8 protein-coding genes are annotated in these 16,184 nt (G+C 35.9%); all 8 read right to left on the bottom strand.

The genetic code is table 11. The annotated features are described in order from the left end of the window. Positions 1 to 4: 4 nt before the first annotated feature. Positions 5 to 619 carry a DUF4955 domain-containing protein gene (locus GWR14_RS16620; protein WP_163410203.1) on the bottom strand — a complete coding sequence of 205 codons (615 nt, stop codon included), beginning with the start codon at positions 617 to 619 and terminating at the stop codon, positions 5 to 7. Further along, on the bottom strand, positions 620 to 1,567 hold the full coding sequence (locus GWR14_RS16625; protein ID WP_163410204.1) for a glycosyl hydrolase family 28-related protein: 948 nt from the start codon (positions 1,565 to 1,567) through the stop codon (positions 620 to 622). 180 nt (positions 1,568 to 1,747) lie between these two features. Further along, positions 1,748 to 2,950: a glycoside hydrolase family 88 protein gene (locus GWR14_RS16630; protein WP_223150979.1), complete on the bottom strand. Its 1,203-nt coding sequence runs from the start codon at positions 2,948 to 2,950 to the stop codon at positions 1,748 to 1,750. 87 nt (positions 2,951 to 3,037) lie between these two features. Continuing rightward, positions 3,038 to 4,717 (bottom strand): RagB/SusD family nutrient uptake outer membrane protein, encoded by a 1,680-nt coding sequence (locus tag GWR14_RS16635; RefSeq protein WP_163410205.1) that lies wholly within the window; start codon positions 4,715 to 4,717, stop codon positions 3,038 to 3,040. A 20-nt stretch (positions 4,718 to 4,737) separates the two neighbouring features. Further along, positions 4,738 to 7,902: a SusC/RagA family TonB-linked outer membrane protein gene (locus GWR14_RS16640; protein ID WP_163410206.1), complete on the bottom strand. Its 3,165-nt coding sequence runs from the start codon at positions 7,900 to 7,902 to the stop codon at positions 4,738 to 4,740. 423 nt (positions 7,903 to 8,325) lie between these two features. After that, the gene (locus GWR14_RS16645) at positions 8,326 to 9,450 is read right to left on the bottom strand and encodes a glycoside hydrolase family protein (RefSeq protein ID WP_163410207.1); all 1,125 of its coding nucleotides are present in this window, start codon (positions 9,448 to 9,450) and stop codon (positions 8,326 to 8,328) included. A 6-nt stretch (positions 9,451 to 9,456) separates the two neighbouring features. Continuing rightward, positions 9,457 to 12,513: a chondroitinase family polysaccharide lyase gene (locus tag GWR14_RS16650; protein WP_163410208.1), complete on the bottom strand. Its 3,057-nt coding sequence runs from the start codon at positions 12,511 to 12,513 to the stop codon at positions 9,457 to 9,459. Between the two features lie 134 nt (positions 12,514 to 12,647). Beyond that, positions 12,648 to 15,800 (bottom strand): polysaccharide lyase family 8 super-sandwich domain-containing protein, encoded by a 3,153-nt coding sequence (locus GWR14_RS16655; RefSeq protein ID WP_163410209.1) that lies wholly within the window; start codon positions 15,798 to 15,800, stop codon positions 12,648 to 12,650. Between the last annotated feature and the right edge of the window lie 384 nt (positions 15,801 to 16,184).

Genomic DNA, 16,184 nt, shown 5'->3' on the forward strand with positions numbered 1-16,184 from the left:
TTTTTTATTGAATTTCCTTAATCCATTTTGGCAGTTTTTTGAATCTTAATTTCAGTTGAGCCAAATACAAAGAAGCGGGTTCAACAGCCTGATCAAGTGATTCCGACTGACCTAACTGTCCTGTCTTAAAAGTAGTTCCACCGCTTGTAAAACCAGCCACTATCGGATTAGGAATTCTCCACCATTCAAATACGTCCGGAGAAGGCCAAAACTCAAAATCTTTTACAGCTTCATTCGTTTGTTTGTAATTCCACAATACCAGACCCTGCATATGATTGGGCATATTTTCTTTTGCACCGCCTGCCCGGCCATTCATCAAACCGCCTTCGACATTATCCAGCAATGTATTTCTGGGCTGGCTCGAATGTGATTCAAAACAAGTAGTCGAAGGATATTTACATTTCCAAATTACCGTATTCATAGCTCCATGTGAAGAACCGAAAGAGTGCCATTGCGATGCCTCGTCAATACATCCTGCGATTAACACATTCGTAGAACCATTCGAGTTTATCGCCTGATGCCCGGCATTTCCGTCTATTTTACAATTCAAGACAGAAATATTGGCACTTTGGGCAATTGTTACTGCAACGCTGCAATCTGTAAAACGGCAATTTTTCATCTATGAATTAGTATTTCTTCTAATATTCAGCATGGTATAACCGCTATCGTCTTTCCATGAACGGTGGTGAACAAATTTTTCTGTCCAGTTACCCACAAATGCAATATCTTCTATCCCAACCTCTTCACTATTAGCAAATTTGAAAACTTCCCATTTGTATTTTGGATCAATTGTATACGAAACAGGTGTAGAAAGTGTTACTGCCTCTTTCTTTATATTTTTAATTTGATAAAAAACTTTGACATCGATTCCTTTCTCAATAAGATAAGTCCATTCGGGTTCGACTTTATTGTTTTTTAATTCTGATGCAATTAAATCTTTATTGTTGTCGAGTAATTTTAGAACAATCCAATCCCCGGGTTCTAAACCTTCGGTGGTATTTAATTTTATAGTGAATTCTCCAACAGCAGCTGCCTGCGTAACCTCACCTATTTTTTTATCGGAACCGCCACTTCCAAAAATAAATAACGGCGCAACTGTCCACATTTTGGCTGGATCAGCTGGTGGAAGAGCATTTTTCATATACAACTCTGTTCCTCCTGTCCCGGATCCGCTTCCTCTGAAAACGATATGTCCTTTTTTTGAAATTACTGAATTGGCCAAATCATCATCTTCATTAACTAAGAATCTTCCTTTCGGAAAAAAAACAATTCCCGAACCGTTTTTATTCGCTGCATCAATTGCTTTTTGGATGGCTGCCTTATCTGAAATTCCATCATCAGGTTTTGCACCAAATGAAGTAACATCGAAAATTTTATAATCTGTTATATTTGGAATTCCCTTTTCACCATGGTGATAGCCAGCATAAGAGAAATCAGGTAAAACACTTCGGTCTTTCTTGTAAGCTTCAAATATTTTGGATTCTTGCTGAGCGGATAATGTGACAGCAAACAAATTCAAAGCCGCAATAAATCCTGTTCGAATATGTTTTTTATTAAAATTATACATCTTATCGTTTTTAGTATAAACCGAACATCCTTTAAAACAGCATAATGCGATTTATTCAACACATAGAAGATAGCTTTAAATTATAATTTTCAGCTAAAATTATAGATAGATTGAGACCAGCAAAAAACCTTTCGCAATTTAAAAGCTATCCTTATGTATTGAAATAGTTAACCAAACAATTTATAAATACCACTTTTTATAACGTAACAATGCTTCCAGGAAATAATAATCGGCATACGTTAACGGAACATCAATTTCGCTTTTATGCGGAATCGAACCAACGCTATGCATTAGTAAAAATCCTCCATTGGTTCCTAATGGAGCACGATATTTTGAACCCGATAATGATTTCAGAATCGTTTTGGCTACATCAACATAATTTTGTTTTTCTTCTCCTGAAGTATATTGCCCTAATTCTAACAAAGCAGAAGCATAAATAGCTCCAGCCGATACATCCCGTAAAGCATTTGGAATTTCCGGAGCATCAAAATCCCAATACGGAACTTTATCAGCCGGTAAATTTGGATGATTCAGTATAAATTTTGCAATTCCCTGTGCCTGTTTTAAGTAAGCCGGATCTTTTGTAAAACGATACATCATAGTGTAGCCATACAATGCCCAGCCTTGTCCCCTGCTCCATGCACTTGAATCTGAAAATCCCTGCGCTGTAACCTTTTTACGGACTTCACCTGTAGTTAAATCGTAATCCAGTACATGATAACTGCTGTAATCAGGTCTGAAATGATTTTTTATGGTGCTGTTTGCATGGTTTCTGGCTATGTCTGCAAAACTTTTATCGGTGCTGTTCTGGCTTGCCCATTCCAACATTTCAATATTCATCATATTGTCAATAATAACCGGGCCAACAAAGCCTTTTTGTCTTAAACCTCCATCGGTAATTTCCCAGGACTGAATCACTTTGGCATCCGGACGATATCTTGTTGCCAGTGATTTTGAAGATTCCAGAATTACTTTTTTATACTCTTCGTTTTTTGTCAGACGATAAGCGTTTCCGAAACTGCAAAACATCATAAAACCTAAATCATGATTTTTAGTAAAATCTTTTACCGTATCTAAAATTGCCAGTCTTTTTTTGGCTTCCTCCAGAATCAATGGCTTTTTAGTATACTCATAGATATACAAAAGTGTTCCCGGATAAAAACCGCTGCACCACCAGTAGACATCTGAATTAACATTCCTATTGTCTTTAAAAGTTTTAGGCATTGAATCTACGGGTGTAGCTTTCTCCAGATATTGGTATTGCTTGGCCGCAAAATCAAAATTATTAGCAATTAATTTTTTCATTGCAGCATAATCCTTTGACTTTTGAGCAAAACTGAAAAGGCTAAAAAAACACAGGAATACTAATATGATTTTTTTCATTTTTTAATTGTTATGAGTTTGTTTCTTTCAAAATGCAATTTCGGGAATTATTTAAAAAACCGGAAGAAATGCTCTTCCGGTTTTATTTTATTGTAACCAGAGTTCACTTTGCGTTAATGCTTTATTAGACAATATTTCTAAAGAAGGAATCGGAAACAATAAATTTCTTGCTGTAACACTTTTACCTCCTAAACCGCCATATTGTTGTGCCGTAGCATTTGTATTAGCTCCTATTTCAGCTCCTACTGAATTCATTGTTGCAACAAACTTATTCCAACGAATTAAATCCATTTTACGTAATCCTTCAAAACACAATTCGCGCATACGTTCATCTTCGATAGCCAGTTGAAAAGCTCCGGTATTAAGTCCGGTCAAATCAGCTGCTGCGCTTGGCGTATTAATTGGAAGTCCATATCCTCTGCGTCTTACCTGATTCATGGCTTCATATGCATTTGTAGTTGGTCCATTAACCTGGTTTTCAGCTTCAGCATACATTAAAAGAACGTCTGAATATCTTAAAACAGGAAAATTGATTGGTGTATAATTTTTATTTTTAGGAGTCAGCGTTTCATATTCTCTTCTCCATTTTCCACAGTCTCTTGTATAAGGCTGCGTCTTAGAAATAGCTGTTTTAGTGGCAACATTAGTCGTATTATTGACAGCAAATGTATATGTAGTTAATACCCAGTCACGACGCAAATCACCTGTACCATACTTACTCCATAATCTTCCTGTTCCTTTTACAAAACCGTAGCAATATCCTAAGTTAGTTAATAAAACTGAAGTAGCAGATGATGGCGCCATTGTAATACCATTTTGGCTTCCTAAACGTCCTGCATCAGAATAACCATCGGTACGATTTCCTTTAAATTCAATTTCCCACATACTTTCTTTGATATCGTAAACATCGCTTGCATGATTGATGAATATCTGACGGTATGCGTTATTTGAATTGGCCGGAACTGTTACTATAGTCTGATTAAAACTATTATAAGCCGGATCCGTATTATAGCTAACATTTAAAGCATGCTCTCCTGAATCTATCACTTTTTTTGACCAACTTAATGCGTCGGCGTATTTAGCAGTATCCATTAACGGATAACCTGCCATTTGCAGACATACCCTTGCCAAAATTCCCTGTACAACCGTTTTTGAAACACGGCTTGGATAACCTATAGAAGTAGAAGTAGCCACTTTTGCTTCAGCATCTGTCATGTCTTTCAAAATTTGAGTATAAATATCTGCAGTAGATGATCTTGCTATCTGTACTCCATTAGGACTCGTTGTAGGCGTTAATTTCATAGGAACTTCGCCAAATCTTGTTACTAACATGAAGTAATAATATCCTCTTAAAAACAAGGCTTCACCCAATATGATATCTCTTTTTGCCTCATCCATTTGCGGTACTTTGATATGCGCTATCAAATCATTCGCTCTGTTAACTCCATTATAAAGTTCTGTCCATAAATTGGTAACCTCTGTAGAACTCGTAGTAAAATCAAAAACCTGTACACCTGTTGTTTGGGCAGAGCGGGCATAGTATCCTTCGTCTGTACAAACCTCAAGATAAGTATACAAATTATTTCCATAAATTTTCTCTGAGCCAAGGGGATCATAAACTCCTGCTAATGCCTTCGTTAAACCTTCTTCATCAGTATAATATTGTTCTAAAGCAATTTTGTCAGTTGGTTCAGTATTTAAAAAATCCTCACAGGAACTTGTGATAACACCCACCAAAACCAGTAGTACTATATATATCTTTTTCATTTGAAAATAATTTTGTGTTATTAAAATGTAATGTTTGTACCAAAAGCAAAAGTACGTGCACGTGGATAAGCAGAGAAATCAAATCCAGGTGTTAAGGCTGAACTGTACGTATTTACCTCCGGATCTAAACCTGAATACTTTGTCCAGGTTATTAAATTTTGTCCTGATACGAAGAATCTTAATGATTTCAAGCGTAATTTAGTCACAAATTTTGAATCCAGATTGTACCCCAAAGCCACTGTTTTTAATCTTAAATAAGAACCGTCCTCTACATAATTTGTCGAATATCCTCCACCAAAGAAACCTCTGGTACGAAACATATTAGAATCCTGGTTTTCAGTAGTCCATCGGTTTTGATAACTCGCATACTGATTCAAACTTCCCTGAGCATTTGCATTACCTTCAAACAAAATACGATTTGCATTTAAAATGTCATTTCCATAAGACCATTGAAAGAAAACATTTAAATCAAAACCTTTATACGTAAAATTGTTACTGAAACCTCCGGTATGTATTGGCAAACCGTGACCAATTGTAACATAATCCTGTGCATTAACGACGTTATCACCATTTTGATCTTTATATTTTATATCTCCTGGCTGAATATTGGCTCTTGTGTTTCCGTTAGTCGCAACACCTTCTTTTAACAAAAGAGTACCATTTGCCTGCTCATCAAAATCTTCCCTCTTATAGGTTCCCAGCCATTCATATCCATACATTAATCCTAAAGGCTCTCCGATTTTTGCAATGTATGCACTTGTATTTCCCCATGTATTATCCCATTTAATAACACTTTCAAGGGTATTTTGTCCTTCGCCTAAAGCGATTAATTTACTTTTATTAAATGCAATATTAGCACTTGAAGTCCAAGTGAAATCTTTAGTAACAATATTTTTAGTGGTTAAAGTAATCTCTAAACCTTTATTTTCTACGCTACCAACATTTTTGAATGCAGTGCTAAATCCTGAAGTAGGCGGAAGCTGCGTATTTAATAATAAATCTTTGGTAGTTTTTTTATAAACATCTACACTCAATGCGATTCTTTCTTTGAAGAAACCTAAATCAATCCCCGCATCAATCTGTTCTGTTGTTTCCCATTTAAGGTCAGAGTTCCCTAATTTTGTTGGCACTACACCTGATACATATTGGTTGTCAAAAACATAACTGTTTATTATCGGATCATAATAGTTGGTAAGATAGTCAAAATCGCCTACACGGTTATTCCCCGTTTGTCCGTAACTAATACGCAATTTACCCGTTGATAACTGTTCGAAATCTTTAAGAAAGTTTTCCTGATCGAATTTCCATGCAAATGCCGCAGACGGGAAGTATCCCCAGTGGTTTTTTGAAGGAAATTTAGACGATCCGTCAGCTCTGAATGAAGCCGTGAACAAATATTTAGAATCGTAACTGTAATTCACCCTTGTTAAAAAAGAAGCCATTGTCCAGTCTGAAGCTAAAGGATCAACCCTTAACTGAACTCCCTGATCGAATCCGTCAAATCTTAGGTCTTCATTAGGCAATTGGTTTACAGCTCTTCCGTTGCTCCAGGTTTTTCTTTGCTGTGCAGTAAATCCTCCTAAAGCAGTTAATTTTGATTTTTCTCCTAATTTTTTATCCCAGGTCAGGGTATTTTCATTCAGCCAATTGTTGTAGTTAGTATGCGAAATTTTTCCGTTTACACCGTTTACACTGCCCGGGCGTCCGCTTGAAGTTTTTGTATTGTAGAACTCATCTCTTTCTGTTCTGTTTTCAATAATTCCATACGTTGACCTCCATTTTAAATCTTTGGTAAACTGATATTCTACATATCCATTCACGTTGATATTATTGGTTTTAGTTACGTCATAAGTATTTTCCAGACTCATTACAGGATTGATTCTATAGTCGTTCGATGCATTCATATCCGGATCCTGAAATTCATTAACCAAATCAAATTCATCAGAAGGAACTGGTCGCATCCCCCAGATAGAAGTCATAACATTTGTAGTCGAACCGTTTTCTCCTTTAGTCGGGTCGATTCCTGTTTGCTTTAAAAGACTGTAATTTGCATTAATACCTATTTTAAATTTATTGGTAATCGCATAATCAACAACCGCGCGTCCCTGATATCTTGCATAATTTGAGTTTAACAAAATACCATCCTGATCTGTAGCAGATGCAGAAAAGGCATATTTAAGCTTTTTTGTTCCTCCTCTTACTGCAAAATCATTATTGCGGTATAAAGCAGTACGGCTGGTTAAATCCTGCCAGTCAATACCTTTTTGCGTTTTATAATAATCAAGTGTTTTTCCGTCAGAAAGATATATTTCGGTTGGAGTCATCGGCGTTCCTGTAGCTGCAGGGTTAAACTCTAACTGGTATTTTACATACTCATAAGGACTCATTAAGTCTAACTTATTAGCCATACTCTGAATCCCGGTAGTACTGTTAAAACTAAATACTGCCTTACCTTCTTTACCTTTTTTAGTAGTAATTACTACAACACCATTGGCTCCTCTGGCACCATAAATAGCGGTAGCCGATGCATCTTTTAAAATATCGATAGATTCGATATCAGCAGGATTGATTACATTGTTGTTAGGGTCTTCAATTAAAAAACCATCTACAACATACAACGGACTATTACCCTGAGTAACGGAGTTATTACCTCGGATAACAATATTAACACCAGACCCCGGTCTACCATCTGCAGAAGTTACCTGAACTCCCGCCACACGGCCAGCCAAAGCATCATCAAAAGAACGAACAGGCGCTTTATTAATATCTTCCATAGTTACACTGGAAACGGATCCTGTTAAATCTTTTCTTTTTACTGCTCCATATCCTACTACTACAATCTCTTCCAGAGTATTGGTTGAAGATTTTAATGTAATAATCATTGAAGTCTTATTTCCAACAGGAGCTGTAAAAGTTTCAAAACCCATATAGCTAAAAACCAATTGAGATGAGGCACTCGCTTTTATTGTAAACTGACCTGTAAAATCAGTCAGTACACTTTGTTTTGTTTCTTTTACAATAACTGTAACACCTGGTAGCGGATCTTTTTTATCATCATACACAGTTCCTGAAATCGTTTTGGTTTGTGCTTTTGCAAAAACGGGTATAAGTATCAAAAAAATACCAACAAGTAAATGTTTGAAAACCTTATTAAAAGGCGGGTATTTTAAATTCAGTTTTTTCATAATTTTTGTTTAGTTATTTTGGTTAATTCGTTGGTTGTGCATTACAATATTATGTAAACGTTATAATAAAAACAAGAAAAGAACAAAAAAATGTGCTCGAACACATAAAATTAATTTAAAAATCATAAAATCCCTACATATCTGGGGTTGTAAAAATGTGCTCGAGCACGTTATTTAAAAAATAATAACGTAAAAACTCACAAAATTTACATATCTAAAACCTGAGTATCAGTAACAAACAAATCACGGATCTTAAATCCTAAATTATATTAGGAAAATAGAAATATGTCTTTAAAAAAGCTTCAAAATATACTCAACAATAGAGTCTAAGGTTTAAGTTACAACGAAGGTTTATTTGGATTCTTCATAAAATAAAAAAAGGGACATAATGCCCCCTTTTAATTCATTTTGTATTTATAAATTTTAATTCAAAAATGGTATTGCCAAAATACCTGAATAGGTTCCGTTTTCAAAACCGCCTTCGCCATCCATCGTAGAAAAATACATACAGCGCGGTTTGTTATTTTCAAAAAGTATAAACGGTCTTTCTAACTGACCTCTTTTTTCAATTGTCTTGTCATCCCACTGAATTGTTTTAGAGTAGGCTTTTGGATCATTATCCATTTTCCAGTCTGTTCCGTTAACAGAATGTGCCAGAACGCCTCCACCCCATTCTCCTGTGTATTTTCCTTTATGGTCTTTAAAGACAACGTGATAACCTCTTTGATCTCTCCATAAAAAAGGATCTTCGAGTTCGCCCATTACTTTAGCATCAAAAACAGGCTTTTTATTATTTAATACGGTATAAGGTCCTTTGATGTTTTTTGCAGAAGCAACGCCAAGCGACATTGGTCCATGTATATTGCCTTCGTATGCCCTGGCTTTAAAAATCATCAAAACCGAATCGTCTTCATTAATCACCATAGTCGGATTAGAGGTCAAAAAGCTGTAAAAAGTATTGGGTTCTGTTGCAAGAATAGGTTTGTCCATTCTTTCCCAGGGTCCGTCAAGACTATTCGAAACTGCCAGTCCAACACGTTTATTGCTTCGTCCTACGATACACCATTTACTTTCAACTGTAAGTTCATCATGTTTGGCTTCTTCAAATGGATGAGTAGAGCCTACATAAAACATATAGTATTTGCCCTTATGTTTAAATATCTGCGGATTGAATGTGGATCGTCCGTCCCAATATTGTGCGCCTCTCGCTTCAAGTGCCTTATTTGCAAAATGGAAAGGTCCTTCGGGTTTATCGGCAACGGCATGAATAATTTCTGAAGAAACCATCCAGCCCGGATGAAAAGGAATCGTATCCGGATAACAGGACGAAAACAAATGATATTTACCATCGTCTCCTTTTATCACCGTATTATCCCAAACCCAATATCCTTTTAGGAAAAAACCACCGTTTTTAACCGCCAGTCCCTGGTTGTGGAAGATTTCATTTTTCGATTTTTTTTTCAGTTCTACTAAATTTGTTAACTTTTCCTGCGATGACACTGACTGAAAACCAATTAACAAAAGACATAAAAAAAGCATTCTTTTCATAAAATCTTATTTTTTTATTAAATTAATCTGATTCGAAAATCCATGTCTGCATTCCATTGTAATTACTGTATTTCTTCCATCAATCACAATAGATTTTACTGCTGAATCAGCCGCAAGTTTCCACTCTCCTTTCAAAGTAATTGTCATCTCAACAGGCATACTGTAGTTGCTAAAGCCTTTATCTTTGCCTGCAGAAAAATTAAGATCCGGCTGTACAGCACTTACTGTTAGATTTTTCGCTTCGTTCTTAATCATTAAAAGTGAAGGAACGGAAACACTTTTTAAGATAGTATTGTCTAACTCTTTACCCGAATCAAAGATTACGAATCCAGTTGTTTCAGTATCCTTATCTTTTACAATATGAGCAACATTATCAGCTCTCAGAATTTGATAGGATTTATCATTTTTAATTTTCTTTTCGAAAGAATTAATCGCCTCTTTTTGAAGCCCCGGATAAATAACATACTGATACGAAGCGTCTTTTGGAGTTTTTCCGTGTTCTATCCATGAAGAAGCAAAATCTCCGTTTGTAATTGTAGCATCTTTTGCTTTTGGATTCATTTTACCTGTATTGATCGAATAGGCATTGTTATAAGATTCCTGAGACTGTCTTTTGATTTCGATTGTATTGGAAGATAAAATGTAATATCCGTTCTGATACGCATCAATCAGCCATTTACCTGATTTTCCTTTGGATTCCATAGTTGCCTGATAAGGAAATTGTGAAATATTTTTACTTTCAGACGAAAATATTGGCATCGATTTGTCTCCTATAAAATTTTGGAACAAATTAGTCTGAACCGGATTTACAGTGTCAATACTTGAAATTCCGGTACCAATACATATTAATTTATCCCCAAAAGAAAAAACTGATTTATTAGCTTTCAATTTTCCCGGAAATCCTGCTTTGCTTTCTGATGTTTCTGCATCAGAACCTTTGGATTCATTCAATTTCATTCCAAAAACTCCATTAGAACCCCAAGTCACAGCTCCTGCGAAAGTCTCATCAGACCTGAACATCAGTAAGGGTGTATCAGGCTCTAGCTCTTTAAATGGTAAATAAATAACCGTTGTTCCCGGATATCTGTTCCAGTCCCAGCCTTCCTGCTTAAAACCGCTGCCCTGGTCGCCGCCAATGTTATTTATCTGGATACTTCCATTTGCTGGATATCTTCCGTATCTGTTGGCATCAACATAGATTTCAGATGCCCAGACATATTTGCTGTATCCTTTGATGATTGCTGCCCAGTCATTTCTTCTGTGAATTGAAGTTGCAGCATACGGCAGCACGTGGTAGCCCGGCAGAATATCCTTGCCAATATTATTTGCCTGAAACAAAGCGGTATTTGATTTATTGCTATCGCCCCATAATCTTAAATAAGCGGCAGCGACTTCAGTATCTATTTTAGAAGTTCCCTCTGGGTTTCCGGATTGCGCCATGAGCAAAAATCCGTTTTTTAATGATTTAATAGAATCGTCTTCTAAGGGATGACGCCCCGCATTTCCAAAGCCAAAACTGTACAACTGACTGTACAAACGGGTTGTCATAAGTGCTTTTTTGAAGTTTTTATGACCTGCTTCGTTAATTCTGAACTCAGTTCCTGAAAGTGTAAAAATTACTGGCGGAATACTGGCAAAAGCCCCCAAGCCATAAGCCGGATAATGCCCGTTGTGATGCCATGAAGTCCCATCAATCTTGAAAACTCCCAGCTCATTGTCCTGAGCTAAAGTTATCGAAATATATTTTGAATATGCCTCTAATAAAGCTGCCTGCTTTTCTACATTATCCGACATAAAAACCAGCATCAAATGATAGAAAGACTGGGTGTTGTAATAATCGATATTGGAATGAAATTCTTCTTCAGGCCCGAGAATCTTACCCAGGTTAAAAACCCATTGCAAACTATTTCCAATTTCGTTCAGTAATCCTGCTTTCTTTAGTGGTTCTCTCATCATAAAAAAAGCTTCTGTAACTTCTCTTGTATTATAGCCAATATGATGTCTCGTTCCTCCGGATGCACCTTCCTGCCAGCCCTGATCTAAATAATATCGGGCTGCATTGATAAACATTTCTTCTATTTGAGCTTTATTATCATCTGTACTTTTAAGGTAAAAAGCCGCTATTTTTTTTATCGTTTTACCAAAGGTTCCGATATCAGTAAAATTTTTCTGATCAGGATGTACCTCTTCAAGCTTAAAGGTCAAAGGAGGCCCTAAAACCGTTTCTTCTTTTACCAAATTTAATTTAGCATATTCTCCTTTTGCCTTTAACAGATTATCGCTTTTTTCAGCATTTTTATTGAAAGTATCATCAATGCGTTTTTTGATAATAGTGATTTCATTTTTCGTTGCTTCCGAAACTGTTTTTAAAGGCAGTTCCTGAACCCGTTTCATATCCCTGATCAAAGGCATCCAGTGATCTGCTCCCTCTTCTAAATTTCGTTTAATAAACGGTACCATTACATCCGGATACGAATGACGGTCATCCTGATATTGGGAAAAAACAATATCATCAAAAAATAATTTTCCTTTCCCTGTAGCCGAATTGGCACTTATCCTGAAAGTATCATAGGTTACTGCATCTTCTTTTTTGGGCGGATTTCCATTCATTTCATAAAAAGGAACCCTGATGGTTCTCCAGCCTGTAAAATTTAAACTTATCGGAAACCAAACTTCTTCATTACCATTTTTTCCATAAGAAATTTTAATGGTTTCATTCTGTGCTTTTTCATTGTATAAAGACATGATCAAAGTCGGACTAGCAGGAAAATAATCCCCGTATTGCAAGGGACTGTCTTTTTTGCTTATTATTTTAAAATTAGAAGTTTCGAAAAAACTTTCTCCGGACCATTCCCATTGCAGTGAAGATTTCCCAAATTGATGGTGCTTATTACTAATCGATAAGCTGCCTGAATTATTCTTTTTATAAGTAATAATTGAAGTTTCATTTTCAAACGATTCTTTTACAGGAACGTTAGCTGATTGTTGTGAAAAACCTAAGGTTCCTGCTAAAAAGATGTTCATTAAAAAGAGCTTTTCAACAATTTTAATCTCTATTTTCATTGCAATTAAATGGTTTAAATATTCAAAATTAAGGTTATTTATATTTCTGATACAGTATTCCTCAATCTGAATTGAATTATTAATTCCCAATCAAAATTTCAATGTATCGTTTTGATTGGGAATATAGTTAAGTTTTATTTTTTAATGATTTTAGTTTTAATGGTTTGGCCTCCATTCTGAATAACTACAAAATAGGTCCCAACTGATAAATCGCCAACAAAAACTCTTTTTGGCACATTGTTAAAACGAACTTCACGAACCTTGTTGCCCAAAACATTGTATACACGAATGGTTGCGTTTGCCTGTAATTCAGCTACGTTGATGTTAAAATAGTCCTGAACCGGATTCGGATATAAAACAACATTTGGCGTATTAAACGTTTCCTCATCAATCTTAAGTGTATTAGAAACTAATGCTAATTTTATTTCGACCGGAAGACCATCAGCAACGGTAAATGCAATTGTGGTTTCTGTAGCCGTAGCTGAAACAATGTTCGCATTTGAATTTAGTTGTGACAAATTCCATTCATTACTTAATTTTAAGGTAATCACTTTTGGTGTAGAAGGCGCTGCTCCCATGTCCGGATTACTTACAGACAGCACTATTTCAGAAAAATTTTCATTCAAACCTTTATACATAACCAAACACGGTGTGTCATTTGCTTTCAGCAATCCGTTAGTAATTGTGGTATTGGCAGCCGGTAAAGCATACGCCCAGGTTTTAGCCCCTTTATGCTCAATTATCTGCTGATTGGTATTGTTTTGATAAACGGTATAAGGTTTATTAGAAGATTGCATTTCCAGAGCAAATTGGGTCATTTTAGCCGAATCTGCCAAAGGCAAGCATACAAATTCATAAGAACTGTTTGTTGGTGCATTTCCGTGATCAAGGTAAGCAAGATGGTAATTATTTGATGAATTGGCCGCTATAGTTGCTTCAGTAGGTGTCGTCTGATTTTGATAAGGTGTTGTCTGGGCTGAATTTTTAATTTTTAAGGTTCCTGAATTTGGTAAAATGTAATAACCCGTATTGTAATTGTCAATGATCCAGTTAGGCGAAGTTGCTACAAATGACTCCGTACTTTGGCTGGTTTTTACATCGCCATTTACCAAAACATCTACAGTATTGTTATTAAGCCTTTGAAACAATGTCGTAACAGTAGGGTTGACAGTGTCGTCATTTTTAATACCGCTGGCCAGACAGATAATAAAATTGTCGATGGCAAAATATGTTTTGGTAAATTCAAAAGTAGCATTATGGGTAATTGCTCCATAAGTACCTCCGAAACCTAAATTATTACGCTCTTTAAATTTCATCGAAAACAATCCTGATTGTCCTGTAGTATTGGATAAAACACCATTATTTAACTGATTTAATGCTAAAGAACCTGCAAAACCATAGGTATTGTATTCATCAACACGTTCTTTTTCGGCATGTAATTTATCCCATGGCAATACAATTGTGGTAGCTCCGGGATTGTAATTCCAGTCCCATCCTATTTCGCTGTAACCGTTTCCTGTAGAACTATTTCCCGGATATATAATTTCTAATGCTCCATAACTCTGGTACCTTCCAAATCTGTTCTGATTGATATAAATCTCAGACCCCCACAGCACATCAGATTGTCCTTTCATCGAGGCAACCCAGTTATTTTTTCTGTATATTCCTAAATTACCGTAGTTGAACTGAATGAAACCTTCTTCAAACGGAGCAACGGTAGCATTATTAAACTGACTGTTAACTCCGTATTTTCTATTGTAAATTCCGCTTAAGACAGGATCAGCAGTACTTAAGCCTAAAATTTTTCCGCCGGATATTGCAGTATTGGCCAAAGTCCCTGATGCCAGCGTACTGTTTTTTGACTGCGGATTTCTTCCCGCCATTGCAAAAGGTTTTACCCCCGAATCGTTAGAATACATGGTTTGTGCGTAAACTGCATCCCTAAATCTAAGATAAGAAGCCTGATCAATTTGAAAACCGGTACCTTCTAAAGATTTCAAAGCTACCGAAACGGTATTGTAGGCATACATATATCCATCATAAGCGGCGTTGTGATGATACCCTAACCCATCTTTTTTCAGACCATCTTTGGTACCATAAGTATAGATTAGAAAACGATCCAGAAATCTTTTAACTGTTTTTAAATATCGGATTTTCTCATCATTGGTTTTAAACCAATCCGCATAAGCCAGTAAAACGTCTATATCGAGATACATGGTATCTGTATTAATGGCATCGGTTTGTGTTGTGCTAAAATCGTAATTTACATCAAAGAGATTCTTAAATAATTCCGTTTCCTGATAAAGTGTATTTCCAAATATCGCTTTTACCGTATCCGGAAGGTAAGAATTCAGAAAAATGGCGCCACGTGAAAAGGTAGGATAGCTATAAAAAGTCAAAGCAGAATTCGATTTCGGGCTGCAGTTCAGACTCGCTATATACCAAACCGCTTTCGCCGCTTTGTCGCTTACACCGGTATCCGTTGGATTAAATTTCAAATACCTCGCAAACATTTTTAAAAAACTGATTTGTGAATCGTCAGTTATAGCATTTCCGGTTATGTTCGTCCCTGTTACCGTTATGTTTAATGCATCGTATTGCGCCAGAGCAGTATTTAGCTGAGCTGTTGTTGGAGCTGTTGTGCCTAACAGTTGATTTGACAAACTAGTACGAATAGCAGCTAAATCATTAATCTCTGCAGTTGTAGCAGTCGTAAGAGGTAAATCAAAATTAAATATAGGTTTACATACTTCAATCATATTAATAAATTCTCCATTTACCTTCAGATAATCCAAAGCTGCCACGCGAACAGTATTCAGGTCATCTGCACGAACAAATCGTACAATAATCTGATCACCAACACTTGCAGCTGTAAAAGTATAAGCTAGTGTTGATGTACCAACAACTCCTGTACTAGTAGTAATTTGAGCCGTTTCAGATAAGACAAGATTATCGGTTACATTATAAACCTGCATTTTGAATCTGGCATATGATGCCGCATTTTGATAGTATTTTACTTCAAGATTAATCTGCTCGCCTGCTAACGGGCTTCCTCCCAGTGTATATTGAACACCCTGCAATGCTGGTGTAGTGGCAGTTCCTTTAATAAGCGTCGCTCCGTCATTAAGTCCATCTCCATTGTCTGCATCAGTATATGCCAGGGTTACAGGGGTAGTATTTTCAATTCTTGCCCAATTATAATTGAATCCGTCAATTGTAATTTGAGCACTGATTCCATTTGAAATTAAAAACAAACAAATCAGTAACAGAGTAATATTATATTTCATTCTTTTAGTGATTTTTAATTAGTTAAAAATTTTCATTAACATTTAAATCGAATCGGTCAATATAAATACAAGAGCCATTTAATACTTTCCACAGGTAATAAAAAACTACCCGACAGGAAACAATTAAACACACTTGTTTCAAATCAAATTAAAATGATAATAAAGAGTTGGTTATAACGCTTAAGCCTCACAACATTACAAAAACGTTTTTATAAAAACAAGCAAAAACACAAAAATGTGCTCGATAACACTAAAATGTACTCGAGCACATTTAAAAACTATAGGATAAAACTTAATGGATTAAAATTTCGCTTCTGAAGATTCTAAAAAACAAAAAGACCCTTAAAATCAATTTTTAAAGGTCTTTTGAATTCATCTAATTTT

The sequence above is a fragment of the Flavobacterium ajazii genome (assembly GCF_010614725.1).
GTDB classification, from domain to species: domain Bacteria; phylum Bacteroidota; class Bacteroidia; order Flavobacteriales; family Flavobacteriaceae; genus Flavobacterium; species Flavobacterium ajazii.

Coding starts and splice junctions, on each gene's coding strand:
- GWR14_RS16625 (WP_163410204.1), bottom strand. CDS start 1,567: ATGTATAATTTTAATAAAAAACATATTCGAACAGGATTTATTGCGGCT.
- GWR14_RS16650 (WP_163410208.1), bottom strand. CDS start 12,513: ATGAAAATAGAGATTAAAATTGTTGAAAAGCTCTTTTTAATGAACATC.
- GWR14_RS16640 (WP_163410206.1), bottom strand. CDS start 7,902: ATGAAAAAACTGAATTTAAAATACCCGCCTTTTAATAAGGTTTTCAAA.
- GWR14_RS16635 (WP_163410205.1), bottom strand. CDS start 4,717: ATGAAAAAGATATATATAGTACTACTGGTTTTGGTGGGTGTTATCACA.
- GWR14_RS16630 (WP_223150979.1), bottom strand. CDS start 2,950: ATGAAAAAAATCATATTAGTATTCCTGTGTTTTTTTAGCCTTTTCAGT.
- GWR14_RS16620 (WP_163410203.1), bottom strand. CDS start 619: ATGAAAAATTGCCGTTTTACAGATTGCAGCGTTGCAGTAACAATTGCC.
- GWR14_RS16645 (WP_163410207.1), bottom strand. CDS start 9,450: ATGAAAAGAATGCTTTTTTTATGTCTTTTGTTAATTGGTTTTCAGTCA.
- GWR14_RS16655 (WP_163410209.1), bottom strand. CDS start 15,800: ATGAAATATAATATTACTCTGTTACTGATTTGTTTGTTTTTAATTTCA.